Genomic DNA, 12,762 nt, shown 5'->3' with positions numbered 1-12,762 from the left:
GATGAACAGCCGTCTCAGTCTGCGCACCATCGCATTCGTCGGAGGCAGCATCCTGATGTTGGTTCCGGCGCTCGTCGCCGGTTCTGCCTATACCGGCGCCTTGCAAAAGCGCGCCGAGCAGATGTTGGTCGATCGCTTGAAGGGGCGCGGCGAATTGAGCGCCAACCTCCTCGCCAAGAGCTTGCATCAGCTCTGGGGCGAGGTCGACGCGCTCGCCAAGAGCTTGGATGCATCGGCGCTGCCGCAGGCGCGCACCGCTATCGACCTCATTGCGCGACTCGACAACCGCTATTCGTGGATTGGCGTCGCCGATGTCGATGGGATCGTGCTCGCGGCCGCAAACGGCCTTCTCGAACGAGAAAGTGTGGCTCAGCGCCCCTGGTTTCGCCGCGGCCTGGGTGGGCCGACTGCGATCGACGTGCACGAAGCGCAATTGCTGGCAAAACTGCTCCCAGCCCGGACGGAGCCCTATCGCTTCATCGATCTGTCTGCTCCCATTCAGAAGGCCGGGCAATCTCCGAGTGGCGTCGTCGGCGCGCATCTCAATTGGAGCTGGATCATTGACAGCCTCCGGGGTTTTCAGGCGCCCGGTATCGACGTCCTGCTGCTGTCCCGGGATCGCACCGTCCTGTTCGGGCCTCCGGAACTAGTCGACAAGCCCCTGATGATCGGTTCAGCCCAGGCTGCGAACCGCACGGCGTCGAGTGTGCTCGACGAACGCTGGCCGGATGGCAAGGACTACGTCACCGTCGTCGTCCCCACGATTGGCCATGCCGATCTGCCGAGCTTCGGCTGGTCACTGCTGATCCGACAGAACATCGACGATGCGCTCGCGCCGACACGGGAGCTGGTCCGCAATTTCTGGATCACGCTCGGCGCCGGCGCACTGGTCGCGCTCGTGCTGCTCTTCCTTGCCTCCAACTGGATAGCCACGCCGCTCAAGCGTTTGCTCGCGTCGGCCGAGGGCATGCTGGGTGACGGTCAACAGAAGCCACCTCATCCCGAGACCCGCTATGCCGAAGCCCAGCGTCTGTCGACCGCGCTCGTGCGGCTACAAACGCGGTTGCTCAGGCGCTGAAAAGGCGGTTTGAAGGCCGCCTCCTTTCAGCGTTTACGGATGCTCCGTTGGACTTTCGCTTACCGGCAGTGACCCAATGTCCCAACATGGCGCGCCTCGGTGTGAGGCGAGTGCTGTGTCGCGCAACGCTTTGATAGGGTGGTCCCGGATGCGACATCCCCAGAGGGGATCCGCCCTGGGATATCCAAGCCCTCGGCGTTCTGGCGACCGAATTTTCAGGCATCCTGGATAGTGTCCGCTTGCCCCCCGGCAGGCATCGGGTGACGCTCCAGAAAAAGGCGGGCTGGTGATTGGCGTGGCGCAACTGAGATTCTTGGGCGCACACGTTCCTAGCCATCGGCCGCGTCGATTTGCCGGATTCGTGTCGAAAATGACAGGCAATAGGTAGGGGATTTGGGATGGACGAGAAGAATATCGGAAGCTTGATAGCTGAAGTTAAAGGCGGCCGTCTCTCACGACGCTCCTTCATACAGAAGTTGGCGTCCGCCGGCATTGCTGCACCGGTGGCAACCCAAATCCTGATCTGGAACGATGTGGCGATGGCCAACGCCACTCTCCCGTACAAACCGACAAAGGCCGGCGGCGGCGGGCCGCTAAAGATGCTGCTTTGGCAGGCGCCAACGCTCCTCAACCCGCATTTCGCCAGTGGCGTGAAGGATCAGATCGCCACGCGAATATTTTATGAGCCCCTCGCGGGATGGGATGTTGAGGGAAATCTCGTTCCGTTCCTTGCGGCAGAGATCCCCTCAAAAGAAAACGGCGGGGTATCGGCTGACGGAAAAATAATAACCTGGAAACTAAAGCGCGGTGTGCAATGGCACGATGGTAAGCCATTTACCGCAGATGACGTCATTTTCACCGCCGAGTACGCGGCGGATCAGGCAACAGCCGCCTATACATCTGGGACCTATAGAGAATCGAAATTCGAGAAAGTAGATGACTATGCCGTCAAGGTAATCTTCCAGGACGCGGCGCCATTCTGGGCCACCGCGTTTGTTGGTGTCGCCGGCATGATCATCCCGAAGCACCATTTTTCCGATTACAAAGGTGCGAATTCGCGTGATGCACCAGCCAATCTAAAGCCAGTTGGAACTGGCCCATACAAGTTCGTCGAATTCAAGCCCGGCGACATTTTAACCGGCGAGCGCTTCGTGGATTACCATGTCAAGGTGCAACCGCATTTCGACACGATTGAGGTCAAGGGTGGCGGCGACGCGGTTTCTGCAGCGCGCGCCGTCCTCCAGACAGGAGAATACGACTACGCATGGAACATCCAGGTTGAGGATGAAGTGCTCAAGCGCATGGAAACAGGCGGAAAGGGCAAGGTCATCGCAGTTCCTGCTGGCGACCTGGAATTTATCATCCTGAACCCGACTGACCCATGGACGGAGGTCGACGGTGAGCGATCTAGCGTCAAGACCAAGCACCCGACGTTGTCAGATCCCAAGGTGCGCGAGGCGATCAACCTGTTGATTGATCGCGACTCGATCCAGAAGTTCATCTATGGGCGGGGAGGCACGGCGACCGCAAGCTTCATCAATGAGCCCGCACGGTTCAAATCGAAGAAGCTCACCTACGAATTCAACATCGACAAGGCCAATAAAATCCTCGACGAGGCCGGATATGCACGCGGCGCTGACGGGATCAGAGAGAAAGATGGCAAGAAACTTAAATATGTCTTTCAGACATCGATCAACGCACCACGCCAGAAGACACAGGCCATCATCAAACAAGCCTGCCAACGCGCTGGCATTGATGTTGAGTTGAAATCGGTCGCTGCCTCTGTGTTTTTCTCATCTGACGTCGCAAACCCAGACACATACACTAAGTTGTACTGCGATATAGAGATGTTCACGTCTGTACAACCTCAACCGGACCCGGAACGGTTCCTTCGACAGCTGCTTTCATCAGAGGTCGCAACCAAGGAGAACAAGTGGCAGGGCCGAAATATCTCCCGGCATACAGATCCCGAGGTGGATAAAATTTATCATGCCGCGCAGAAGGAGCTGGATCCAGCGAAGCGCGCCGCCCTAATTATGAAAGCAGATGAGGTATTCTGTTCCGCGCACGTCATATTGCCATTGCTGTCGAGAAAGATAGTTGCCGTATCTGCAAACAATCTTATCCCTGACATATCAGCCTGGGATACGACTACTTGGAACATCGGGGCTTGGTATCGAACCTAGCCAGGTAACTCCGGCCCGACCGCACCCCGCAGCCGGGCCAACCGGTGTCACAACCAGGGACGCCAACAGACGTTGCCTGAGCAGGCGGCCAACGTCCGCTTTCGGGCGATACCCTAATGTCTGCAGTTGGCACTGCACGGCCCTGTTTCGTTACTCGACCGAGCGACGGGCTTGGGTCGATGGCGGACACTGGGATGGCTCGTATGCGCTGGCACCACCCGACGGCAGGCGGCGTTGTCACTGCGGACTCGTAGATGCGAGGAACGGTTCCTTTGCTTGCCCGTTCATGACTCGTTGCGTTGCGGAGTTGCGTTCGATTGCGCGTTGGATTCTCAGGGGCGGACTGGGCGTCGAGGGACCGGCGCGGCGTAGCGGTTGAGCGCGACCTCTTTGTCGACCCGATAGCCGGTGATCTGGTCGTCAGTGCGCAATGAGGGAGGCGGCGCGATCATCACGGCCGAAGCATCTGCCTTGAGGGACTGGCGAGAGCGAGCGCATGGCAGCCAGACCCGGCGCCGAAGCCCCGACGATAACCGGATTGCCGGGCATGTTGGCAACCGCGCTCCTGACGATGCGCAGAGATTCCTCGGGCTCCAGCTTCGGCGCCTCACCCATGATACCGAGCACCGTGGTGCCATCAGCACCGATACCGTCGCAATAGGCGAACAGCCGGTCGACGGATGCCCAGTCGACGGCGCCGTCGGGCAGAAGGGGCGTGGGGCCGATCGAGAAAACGCCCGATGCGTCGGCGGAGAGAGTCATAATTTAGTCCGGTCGAAAAATCAGATGGACGCGATGTCCATGGCGTCTGTACTGCGGAACCCGAATGCGACCGGTGTTCCCACCCGCAACGCGGCTATCTCGTCTGAAGCGTCGACCTCCGCCGCCAATTCGGCGCCCCGGTGATCAAGCATCACGCGGAAGCCACGACCGATGAAGTTTACTGCCGTGACATGCCCTTCCAGCTTCTTGTCGCAGCCTGGGAGGTCTCTTCCGACGCGCAGCTTTTCCGGACGGATGGCAATTTCCTGCCCATCCGATGGAATGAAGTTGCACTCCCCCAGGAAGCTCGCGACGAAGCGGTTCGCCGGCTTTTCGTAGAGACCGCGCGGCGTGCTGGCCTGGACGATGCGCCCCTTGTCCATGAGCGCGATACGATCCGAGAGAAACAGCGCCTCCTCCTGGTCATGTGTGACATAGACGACTGTCGCGCCAACGGCGGCGTGGAGCCGCTTCAGCTCAAGCTGGATCGACTGGCGCAGGTTTTTGTCGAGCGCCCCCAGCGGTTCGTCCATCAAAAGGATGTCGGGGCGGATGACGAGCGCGCGTGCCAACGCCACCCGCTGCTGCTGGCCGCCCGAGAGCTGCCGCGGCAGTCGTTCAGCATAAGCGGTGAGATCTACCAGAGCCAGAACCTCATCGACGCGGTTCTCGATCTCCTTCGCGGCAAGGCGGCGCATTTCGAGGCCGAAGGCGACATTGCGGCGCACGCTCATATGCGGAAACAGCGCATAGTTCTGGAACACCATGCCGATATTGCGCTTGGAGACGGGCATCGGCCCGACATCGACGCCGTCGACGAGGATCTGCCCCGTCTCGTAGGTTTCGAAGCCGGCGATGGTCTTGAGCAGCGTCGTCTTGCCTGAGCCTGATGCTCCGAGCAGCGTGCAGAACTCGCCCGCCGCGATGTTGAGTGAGACGCCGTCGAGCGCGCGGGTGGAACCATAGCTCTTGCCGAGCGACTGGATCGATACGGCCTTGCCGAGAGCGGAGATGTTCATGTCGTCTTGCGCTTCGTCAGAAGGAGATTGCCGCCGAGCACCAGCACCGTGACCAGGATGATCAGGCAGGAGGCGGCGATGATGGTCGGGTCGATCTCATGCGCCACGCCTTCGTACATCAGCTTCGGCAAGGTGCGGCTGCGGATGTTGGTGAGGAAGAGCGCGATAATCACGTCATCGAAGGACGTGATGAAGGCGAAGACCGCCCCGGCCGCGATACCGGGAGCAATGGAAGGCAGCATCACGCGCCGGAACATCGTCGCCCAAGAAGCTCCGAGCCCAAGCGCCGCGAATTCCAGGTTGCCATCGAAAGATTTCAAGGCGGCGCGTACGGTGATGAAGACATAAGGCGTAGCCAGCACGACGTGGCCGAGCGTAACGCCCCAGATCGAGCCCACGAGGCCGGTCGGCGCGAGCAGGTAGTAGAGCCCGACGGCCAGAATGATGACCGGGACGATCATAGGGAGGATGAAAATCGTTTCCACCGTGCTGCGCCAGCGTGGCCGCATACGCGCGACCCCGAGCGCAGCCAGCGTGCCGAGGACGACCGAGATCGCGACCACAAGTCCGGCGATCTGCAGTGAGCGCGTCAGCGCTGCGACCCATTTCGTCGTTCCGAAGAAGTTCTCGTACCAGGTCAGGCTGTAGCTATCGGGCGGGAAGGCGAGGAATGGCGAGGAGCCCAGGCTCATCGGAAAGACGATGATGATCGGCGCGATGAGGAAGGCCCCGACGAGACATGCGGCCACGATTGCCGCCCAGCCGCCGGGAGAGCGTCCGCGCGACGTCACGGTGAAGGGCTCGCCCGCCTTGCCACCTCCGCCTTCGATCAGGCGCTCCAGGCCGAAGAAGCGCTGGAACAGCGCGAGCATGGTGACCGTGGCGACCAGCAACACCGTCGCGAGCGCTGCAGCGAAGGGCCAGTTCAGTTCGGTGTTGATATTGCTGGCGATCATCTGGGCGATCATCGTCTGACCCGGCCCGCCCATCAGCGCCGGCGTCAGATAGAAACCGATGGCGTTCATGAAGACGATCATGCCGCCGGCGACCACACCTGGTGCCGTGAGCGGGAGAATGATGCGCCGAAAGACGGTGATCGGGCCGGCGCCTAGGCTTTCCGCAGCCTGGACGGTCGACAGTTCGAGGTTGCTGAAGGCGGCGTAGAGCGGCAGCACGATGAAGGGCATCAGCACATGCGTCATGCCGATCAGCACGCCCGAGAGATTGTAGATGAAGGCGGTCGGCGTCGTCGTCAGGCCCGAGCCCATCAGCAGGGCGTTCACCACCCCGTTGCTCTGGAGCAGGATGATCCATGCCGTGGTCCGCACAAGCGCGCTGGTCCAGAACGGCAACAGCACGAGCAGCATCAGCAGGGAGCGCGCGCGGGGACCGACTGTGGCCATGACATAGGCAAGCGGATAGCTTGCCAGCACCGCCAGAACGGTCACCAGTCCGGCTATGCCCAGCGTCGTGCCAAGAACCGAGCGGTAGACCGGAACATCGATCATTCGATGGAAATGGACCAGCGTGAAGCCGCCTTCACCGAAGGCGAGCTTCAGCAGCGACAGAACCGGCACGGCGAAGAGTACAACGAGCACCAGCCCGAACGGGGCGAGCCCCAGCCAGACCGGGAAGCCCCGCCCGGCCTTCGCCGGGCGTGCCATGGTATGGGATGCCGAACCAGTCATATCGGTCACGATACGAATAGCTGGCGCGGGAAGTTCGTCAGCCGCTCGTAGCCATCTGCTGTGATCGCAATGGTCTCGGACATGCCGAACCCTTTCGCCAGCACGTAGGTGTGGAACGTCATGCCGGGCTGGAAAGACCAGCTCGCCGTCGGCTCAGCCTCAAGCGGCTCTCCGCCATTCGGCTGCAACATCAGGCCGACCGAATAGAACGTCTTGTTGGTGTAGGTATCCCGCAGGCCGGCGGACAGGACGCCCTCGCGATAGATGGCGTCGGGCACCGTGGCCAGCACGCCCGGCTTGACCGCGGCTATGGCCGCGTCCTGGATCGCGATCAGCTTCTCGACGATCGCATGCTCCGCGTCAGTCGCCTGCGCCACCTTGATCGGCCGCATGAAGCGCGCGTGATAGTGGCGTACGTTCGGCGTCGTCTCCAGCTGGACGATGTCGCCCGTCGCAAGCTCGCGGTCAGAGTAACCGCCGTGGAGGTGATAGGCACGCTCGCCGGAAGACAGGACGCCGGGACCTGGCAGGTCGCTGCCGGCGCGGATCATCGCGGCGCAGATTTCCGCAGCCATTTCGCGCTCGGTCGCACCGGCGATCGCGGATGCCACCCCCGCCGCCATGCCGGCCTCCGCCGCTTTTCCGGCGGCGCGCTGATAGGCGATCTCCGCGGGCGTCTTGATGAAGCGCATGGTGGTGGTGAAGCGCGAAGCGTCGCTCCACACCGTTTCCGGCAAAGCCGCACGCAATGCGTCGTGACGAGCGACGCTCAGCGTCCAGGCCTGCATCTCGACGGCGAGTCTCGCCTTGGCTCCGGCTGCCTCACGGATAGCGCGGGCGGCGACGGCAATGCGGTCATCGGAATCCGTCCACATCACCCGCTTGGGGAAGACGCAAGTTGCGTCGAGATAGTATTCCTCGACATCGCGGCAGAACAGCGCCGGCTCGCCATCGCGCGGAATGACCGCAAACTGGAAGCTGGAGTAGCCGCGGGTAAAGAAGCCGGTGAGATAGGTCACCGTTTCCGGGAGGAAGGCGACGAACGCGTCCTGACCGGTGCGCTCCAGCTCCGTGCGGATCTTCTCGACCCGCGCGAGATAATCCTCGCGCGGGAACCATGGTTGGGCGATCGACATCGTTATTCCTTGAGCATGGCGGTGTAGGCTTCGGTCACCTTGGCGCCGTTATCGGCCCACCATTCGATGTCGAGGAAGAGCGCGTTCTTCAGGCGATCGGGAGTGGAAGGCAAGGTTTCCATGCGCGCCGCCGGAATGCCGGCCAGAGCCTTCTCGGAAGTCGGGCCGTAGGCCACGTATTCGGAGAGGCGGGCATTGTTCTCGGGCTTGGCGATGTAGTTCAGGAAGGCGACGGCCTCCGCCTTGTTCGGGGCGCCCTTCGGGATCATGAAGAAGCCGACCTGCGGGATCTGCTGATCCCAGGCCATGGCGATCGGTAGCTTCGACTCGATGCCGGCCTGGAACCGGCCGTTCCAGCCAAGAGCCATCACGACCTCTCCCGAGCCGAGCGCCTGCACGGGCTGCGCGCCGCTGGCCCACCACACGGCGACCTGCGGCTTCAGCGCGCGGATCTTGTCAAGCGAACGCTTGAGGCCGGCCTCGGTCGACAGGGTCTTGTAGATATCCGCCATCGGCACGCCGTCGGCGAGCAGCGCGGCTTCGACGACCGTCTCGGGCTTGTCGGGCAGCGTGCGCTTGCCCGGAAACTTCGCGACATCCCAGAAATCGGCGAAGCTCTTCGGCTGCGCGCCGCTGGCAGGGAAGGCCTTGGTCGAGAAGCCGACCAGTGTCGAGAAGATTTCGGAGGCGACACCGTAATCGTTGCGGGCGCCCGGAATGACGTGGTCGGTATTGACCATCTCGGGCGTGATCTTCTCGAACAGGCCCTGACGGACACCGCGCATCAGACCGCCGCCGCCGGCGGTGACGACGTCCCAGGTCACCGACTTGGTATCGACCATCGCCTTGATCTTGGCGGTCTCGGGGCCGGTATCCTCCTCGACCTTAATCCCGCTTTCCTTGGTGAAAGGCTGGATCCAGGCCTTGCGGATCGCCTCCTGATAGGCGCCCCCCCAGGATGAAAAGACCAGCTCCTTGGCAGTGACGATGCCAGGTGCCAGCAGCGTCAACGCTGTTGCGGCGACAATAAGCTTCTTCATGACCCCTCTCCTTGTAACCGCATGCTCTCAGGCGGCCGTGGCACCGCAGAGTGCGGCGAACTTGCTGAGCATGGTCTTGGCCGGCAGGGCCTCGTCGGCCGTGGCCTTGAGCTCGTCGATATCAGCGCCGTCGCGCTCCATCGTGGCCCGGCTCTGCTCGAACCAGATTTGCGCCTGTTCCTTGGTCACTTCGGGGTGGCCCTGGATGCCCCAGACCTTCCGGTCGCGGAAACGCCAGATCTGGTTCGGACAGAGATCGCTCGATGCGATGATCCGCATGTCCGGATGGCCGGCGCGGACCTCGTCATTGTGCCAGACGAACATGTAGACGCGCTCGCCGATCGCGCTTGCGATCTGGTCGTTGGCGGCGGCCGGCGTCACGTCCAGCCACTTGTTCCCGACCTCGCAGAAGGAACGGCGGAACACTTGGTCTCGCCCGCACAGCGCCGATGCCAGGATCTGGCTGCCGAAGCAGACGCCCAGCATGGGAATTCCGAGCTTGTCCGCCTCCTGGATCAGCTCATGTTCGCGGTGGATGAAGGGAATGTCCTCATAGGCGCCGTGCGGGCTGCCGGAGAGAAAGATTCCGTCATAGCTTTCCAGCGTTTCCGGGAAGTCCCCGTCGAACGCCCAGCGCGCATCGACATCGAGGCCCCAGCCGGCAAAGCGCTCTGGCAGCTTGGCGACGGAATCACGCTTGGGGCCATTCTGGAGGAAAAGCAGCTTTCCAGTCACGACGTCGTCCTTCCGCCTGTCGATGATGTGCTTGTGATTTCCGGCTCACGCTGCAGCGTGCCACCGAGCAGATCGAGAATGCCCTGTCGTGCGTGATCGATATGCCGCTGCATGGCCGAAGCAGCACCGTCCCCGTCGCCTCGCTCGATCGCGGCCAGGATTGCGAGATGCTCGGCTTTTCCGGGGTCGAAGCGCCGCGGGATGCGCGAGAGCCCAAACATCCGGGTTCGCTCTCGCAGGTCTTTGACGAGCCGCGCCATCAGCCTGTTTCCGCTGGCTTCGGCGATCGAAAGATGGACGAGATCGTCGACCGACCAGTGCCGCTCCTGCGAAACCTCGCGGGGATCGACCATGCCGTCCACTGCCGCCTGGATGTCGGCAAGCTGCTTTCCGGACAGGCGCTGGGCAGCAAGGCGCGCCGTTTCTCCCTCGATTGCGCGTCGCGTCGCCAGGATTTCCATGACGTCTTCGACGGAAACCGCCTGGACGGTCAGCAGGCGCTTTTCTCTGCGCAGGTAGCCTTCGCCCGCAAGCCGCCCCAAAGCCTCGCGCACAGGCGTCCTCGACAAACCAAGCTGCTCGGCCAGCTTGCGATCCTGCACCAGCGTGCCGCCAGGCAACTCGCCCGAGAAGATCATCCGGCGAATTTCGGACATGGCTCGCTCAGAGAGCGAGTCGTCCTCGGGGGCCGGAAATGGGGCGGCAGATGGCGCTGTCATAATGGCATACTGTTGGTATACCAATTCCGCTGTCAAGGCCGGCCGCGCCAACCCGAGCGCATCGATTGCTCAAATTTTCACCGCTCGGCTTGAGCATGTCTTGCGGGCGAGCGCATGCGTTCAGGTTGCTACTCCACGTCCGCCTCTGATTTTTACCTGCGGTTCCGCCAGCCCGTACGCTTCGCTGCGACGTCAGCAACCTTAAGGGTTTGAGGGCGCTTTCTCCGGCAGTTAACCTCAAAAATTTTCGTACGAGGCAGCGATTGCTGCGAAACATTGAGACATCGGCAGCATTGACAATTGGCTTGGTATACCAAAAGTATTCCATTGTGGAGTGGCTCAGGTCCCGAGCGCTGTAATCGACGGCGCCTCGATGGCGGATTCCGCGATAGAGGAGATTTATCGAATGATGTTCATGGGCGACTTGCCCGGTGGAGCCGTGGAGCAAGATCGCAAGCTCGCGAAGCAGATTGCGCGGTCTCGCGCTCTGGTGCGTGAAGCCCTAGGTCGGCTCCCACGTGACGAGAGACTGTGGCGCGACAAGCGCATGCTCACCGTCGATGTTGTCCCGGCCAATGATGCCAAAGAGATTCTGGCGACGAGGCGTGTTCTGAAGCGCGAAGTCGCTCGCTCCCGAGTCAGCGCACCCGGATCATTCGCCTGACCAATAGCCACCCCGACATGTCGTTAGAGTCGCAATCGATGTGTCTCGACGCGTACTACACCCGCACCGAGGAAAATTATGACTTTGCTCAATGAGACCGCTGACGGCGTCTATGTCATCGCGGTGACGCCCTTCACCGAGACCGGCGCGCTCGATCTCGACAGTACCGACCGCATGGTCGACTTCTATCTGGAGAAGGGCGCGACCGGTCTCACCGTGCTCGGCATGATGGGCGAGGCGCCGAAGCTGACGGCGGACGAATCCCGCATCTTCGTGCGCCGCGTGCTGAAGCGGGTGGACGGCCGCGTCCCGGTCGTCGCCGGCGTCTCGGCGTCCGGCTTCGCCGCGATGCGCGAGCTCAGCGACAGCGTGATGGGCGACGGCGCTGCCGGCGTGATGGTCGCGCCGCCCTCGACGCTGCGCACCGACGACCAGATCCTCTCCTACTACGCCATGGCGGCCGAGACGCTGGGGCCGAAGACGCCCTTCGTGCTGCAGGATTTCCCGCTGGTCACGCAGGTGCAGATCACGCCTGCCGTGATCCTGAAGATCGTCGCCGCCCATCCCAGCTGCGTCATGCTCAAGCATGAGGACTGGCCGGGCCTCGCCAAGATCTCCGCCCTTCGCGCAGCGAGCGACCAGGGCGGCCGGCGCATCTCGATCCTCGTCGGCAATGGCGGCATGTTCCTGCCGGAGGAACTCTCGCGCGGCGCCGACGGCGCCATGACCGGCTTCGCCTATCCGGAGATGATGGTCGATGTCTGGAAGGCGCATGCCGCCGGTCAGGTCGAGCGGGCGCATGACCTCTTCGACGCCTATCTGCCGCTTGCCCGCTACGAGCAGCAGCCCGGCCTTGGCCTCGCGCTGCGCAAATACACGCTGGCGAAGCGCGGTGCCATCGCCTCCGCCACCCTGCGCAAGCCGGGCGGGGCATTGTCCAAGATGGACATCGCCGATATCGAACGGCTCATCGCGCGGCAGGAGCGGCGCCTGAAGGAGATCGGCTGATGGATCTGGGACTTGTCGGAAAGCGCGCCCTCGTACTGGGCGCGAGCCGTGGGCTCGGCGCCGCGATCGCGCAGACGCTCGCCGCTGAAGGCGCGACCGTCATCGCCGCCGCGCGCGGCACGGATGTGACGGAAAGCTGGATCGCGGCCCTGCCCGCGGAGCAGCGCGGCCGCGTCAGCGCCGCGAAGCTCGACCTCGCCGACCTCGCCTCCGTCGAGGCCCTCGCGGATCGACTCGCCGCGGAAGGCGGCGTCGACATCCTGATCGGCAATTCCGGCGGCCCACCGCCGGGCGAGGCCCGCGACGCCAAGCGCGACGACTGGCTGAAGCACTTTGAAGGGATGGCCGCCAACCTGTTCCATCTGGCACAGCGCCTGCTGCCGGGGATGACGGAGCGCGGCTTCGGCCGCATCGTCACCATCGCCTCCTCAGGCGTCGAGCAGCCGATTCCGCGGCTCGCCCTCTCCAACGGCATCCGTGCCGCGGTGATCGGCTGGTCGAAGACGCTGGCCTCCGAGGTCGCGGGCAGCGGCGTGACGGTCAATGTCGTCCTGCCGGGCCGCATCCATACCGAGCGCGTCGACCAGCTCGACGACGCCGCAGCGGCCCGCAGCGGCGGCACGCGCGACGCCGTGGCCAAGGCCTCGATCGCGACGATCCCCGCCGGCCGCTATGGCAAGCCGCAGGAATTCGCCGATGTCGTCACCTTCCTCGCCAGCGAACGGGC

12 protein-coding genes are annotated in these 12,762 nt (G+C 62.8%); 5 read left to right on the top strand and 7 right to left on the bottom strand.

The genetic code is table 11. The features are described from left to right. Position 1 precedes the first annotated feature (1 nt). Together B5Y19_RS10585 and B5Y19_RS10580 are read left to right on the top strand one after the other, a co-directional pair. Complete coding sequence (locus B5Y19_RS10585; protein WP_079591455.1) at positions 2-1,078, top strand: cache domain-containing protein; 1,077 nt, start codon at positions 2-4, stop codon at positions 1,076-1,078. A gap of 398 nt (positions 1,079-1,476) precedes the next feature. Then, positions 1,477-3,264 carry a peptide ABC transporter substrate-binding protein gene (locus B5Y19_RS10580; RefSeq protein WP_079591454.1) on the top strand — a complete coding sequence of 596 codons (1,788 nt, stop codon included), beginning with the start codon at positions 1,477-1,479 and terminating at the stop codon, positions 3,262-3,264. A 420-nt stretch (positions 3,265-3,684) separates the two neighbouring features. Here B5Y19_RS10580 and B5Y19_RS10575 read toward each other — a convergent pair whose 3' ends face one another. Genes B5Y19_RS10575 through B5Y19_RS10545 form a run of 7 tightly spaced genes read right to left on the bottom strand, consistent with a single transcriptional unit; the run spans position 3,685 to position 10,300 of the window. Beyond that, positions 3,685-4,026 (bottom strand): dihydrodipicolinate synthase family protein, encoded by a 342-nt coding sequence (locus B5Y19_RS10575; RefSeq protein ID WP_079591453.1) that lies wholly within the window; start codon positions 4,024-4,026, stop codon positions 3,685-3,687. A 20-nt stretch (positions 4,027-4,046) separates the two neighbouring features. Then, positions 4,047-5,045, bottom strand: a complete 999-nt coding sequence (locus tag B5Y19_RS10570; RefSeq protein ID WP_079591452.1) for an ABC transporter ATP-binding protein — start codon at positions 5,043-5,045, stop codon at positions 4,047-4,049. After that, complete coding sequence (locus tag B5Y19_RS10565) at positions 5,042-6,709, bottom strand: ABC transporter permease subunit (protein WP_139384350.1); 1,668 nt, start codon at positions 6,707-6,709, stop codon at positions 5,042-5,044. Before B5Y19_RS10565 ends, B5Y19_RS10570 begins: the two co-directional genes overlap by 4 nt. A 29-nt stretch (positions 6,710-6,738) precedes the next feature. After that, complete coding sequence (locus B5Y19_RS10560; RefSeq protein ID WP_079591450.1) at positions 6,739-7,869, bottom strand: M24 family metallopeptidase; 1,131 nt, start codon at positions 7,867-7,869, stop codon at positions 6,739-6,741. A gap of 2 nt (positions 7,870-7,871) precedes the next feature. Further along, on the bottom strand, positions 7,872-8,909 hold the full coding sequence (locus tag B5Y19_RS10555; RefSeq protein WP_079591449.1) for an ABC transporter substrate-binding protein: 1,038 nt from the start codon (positions 8,907-8,909) through the stop codon (positions 7,872-7,874). A 27-nt stretch (positions 8,910-8,936) separates the two neighbouring features. Then, complete coding sequence (locus B5Y19_RS10550; protein WP_079591448.1) at positions 8,937-9,644, bottom strand: type 1 glutamine amidotransferase; 708 nt, start codon at positions 9,642-9,644, stop codon at positions 8,937-8,939. Further along, positions 9,641-10,300 carry a GntR family transcriptional regulator gene (locus B5Y19_RS10545; protein WP_210190117.1) on the bottom strand — a complete coding sequence of 220 codons (660 nt, stop codon included), beginning with the start codon at positions 10,298-10,300 and terminating at the stop codon, positions 9,641-9,643. The genes B5Y19_RS10550 and B5Y19_RS10545 overlap by 4 nt, the downstream gene beginning before the upstream one ends. Positions 10,301-10,736: 436 nt before the next feature. Here B5Y19_RS10545 and B5Y19_RS10540 point away from each other — a divergent pair, with 436 nt between their 5' ends. The 3 genes from B5Y19_RS10540 to B5Y19_RS10530 all read left to right on the top strand — a co-directional run. Continuing rightward, positions 10,737-11,027: a hypothetical protein gene (locus B5Y19_RS10540; protein WP_079591447.1), complete on the top strand. Its 291-nt coding sequence runs from the start codon at positions 10,737-10,739 to the stop codon at positions 11,025-11,027. A 78-nt stretch (positions 11,028-11,105) separates the two neighbouring features. After that, positions 11,106-12,035: a dihydrodipicolinate synthase family protein gene (locus B5Y19_RS10535; RefSeq protein ID WP_079591446.1), complete on the top strand. Its 930-nt coding sequence runs from the start codon at positions 11,106-11,108 to the stop codon at positions 12,033-12,035. Then, positions 12,035-12,762: SDR family oxidoreductase (locus B5Y19_RS10530; protein WP_079591445.1), on the top strand; the 728-nt coding region annotated here is incomplete at its 3' end. The genes B5Y19_RS10535 and B5Y19_RS10530, both read left to right, overlap by 1 nt.

Origin of the sequence: Allobosea thiooxidans (assembly GCF_900168195.1) — a bacterium.
Lineage (GTDB): Bacteria > Pseudomonadota > Alphaproteobacteria > Rhizobiales > Beijerinckiaceae > Allobosea > Allobosea thiooxidans.
The sequence above is the reverse complement of the archived record's forward strand: the minus strand, read 5'-3'. Positions and strand labels throughout refer to the sequence as shown.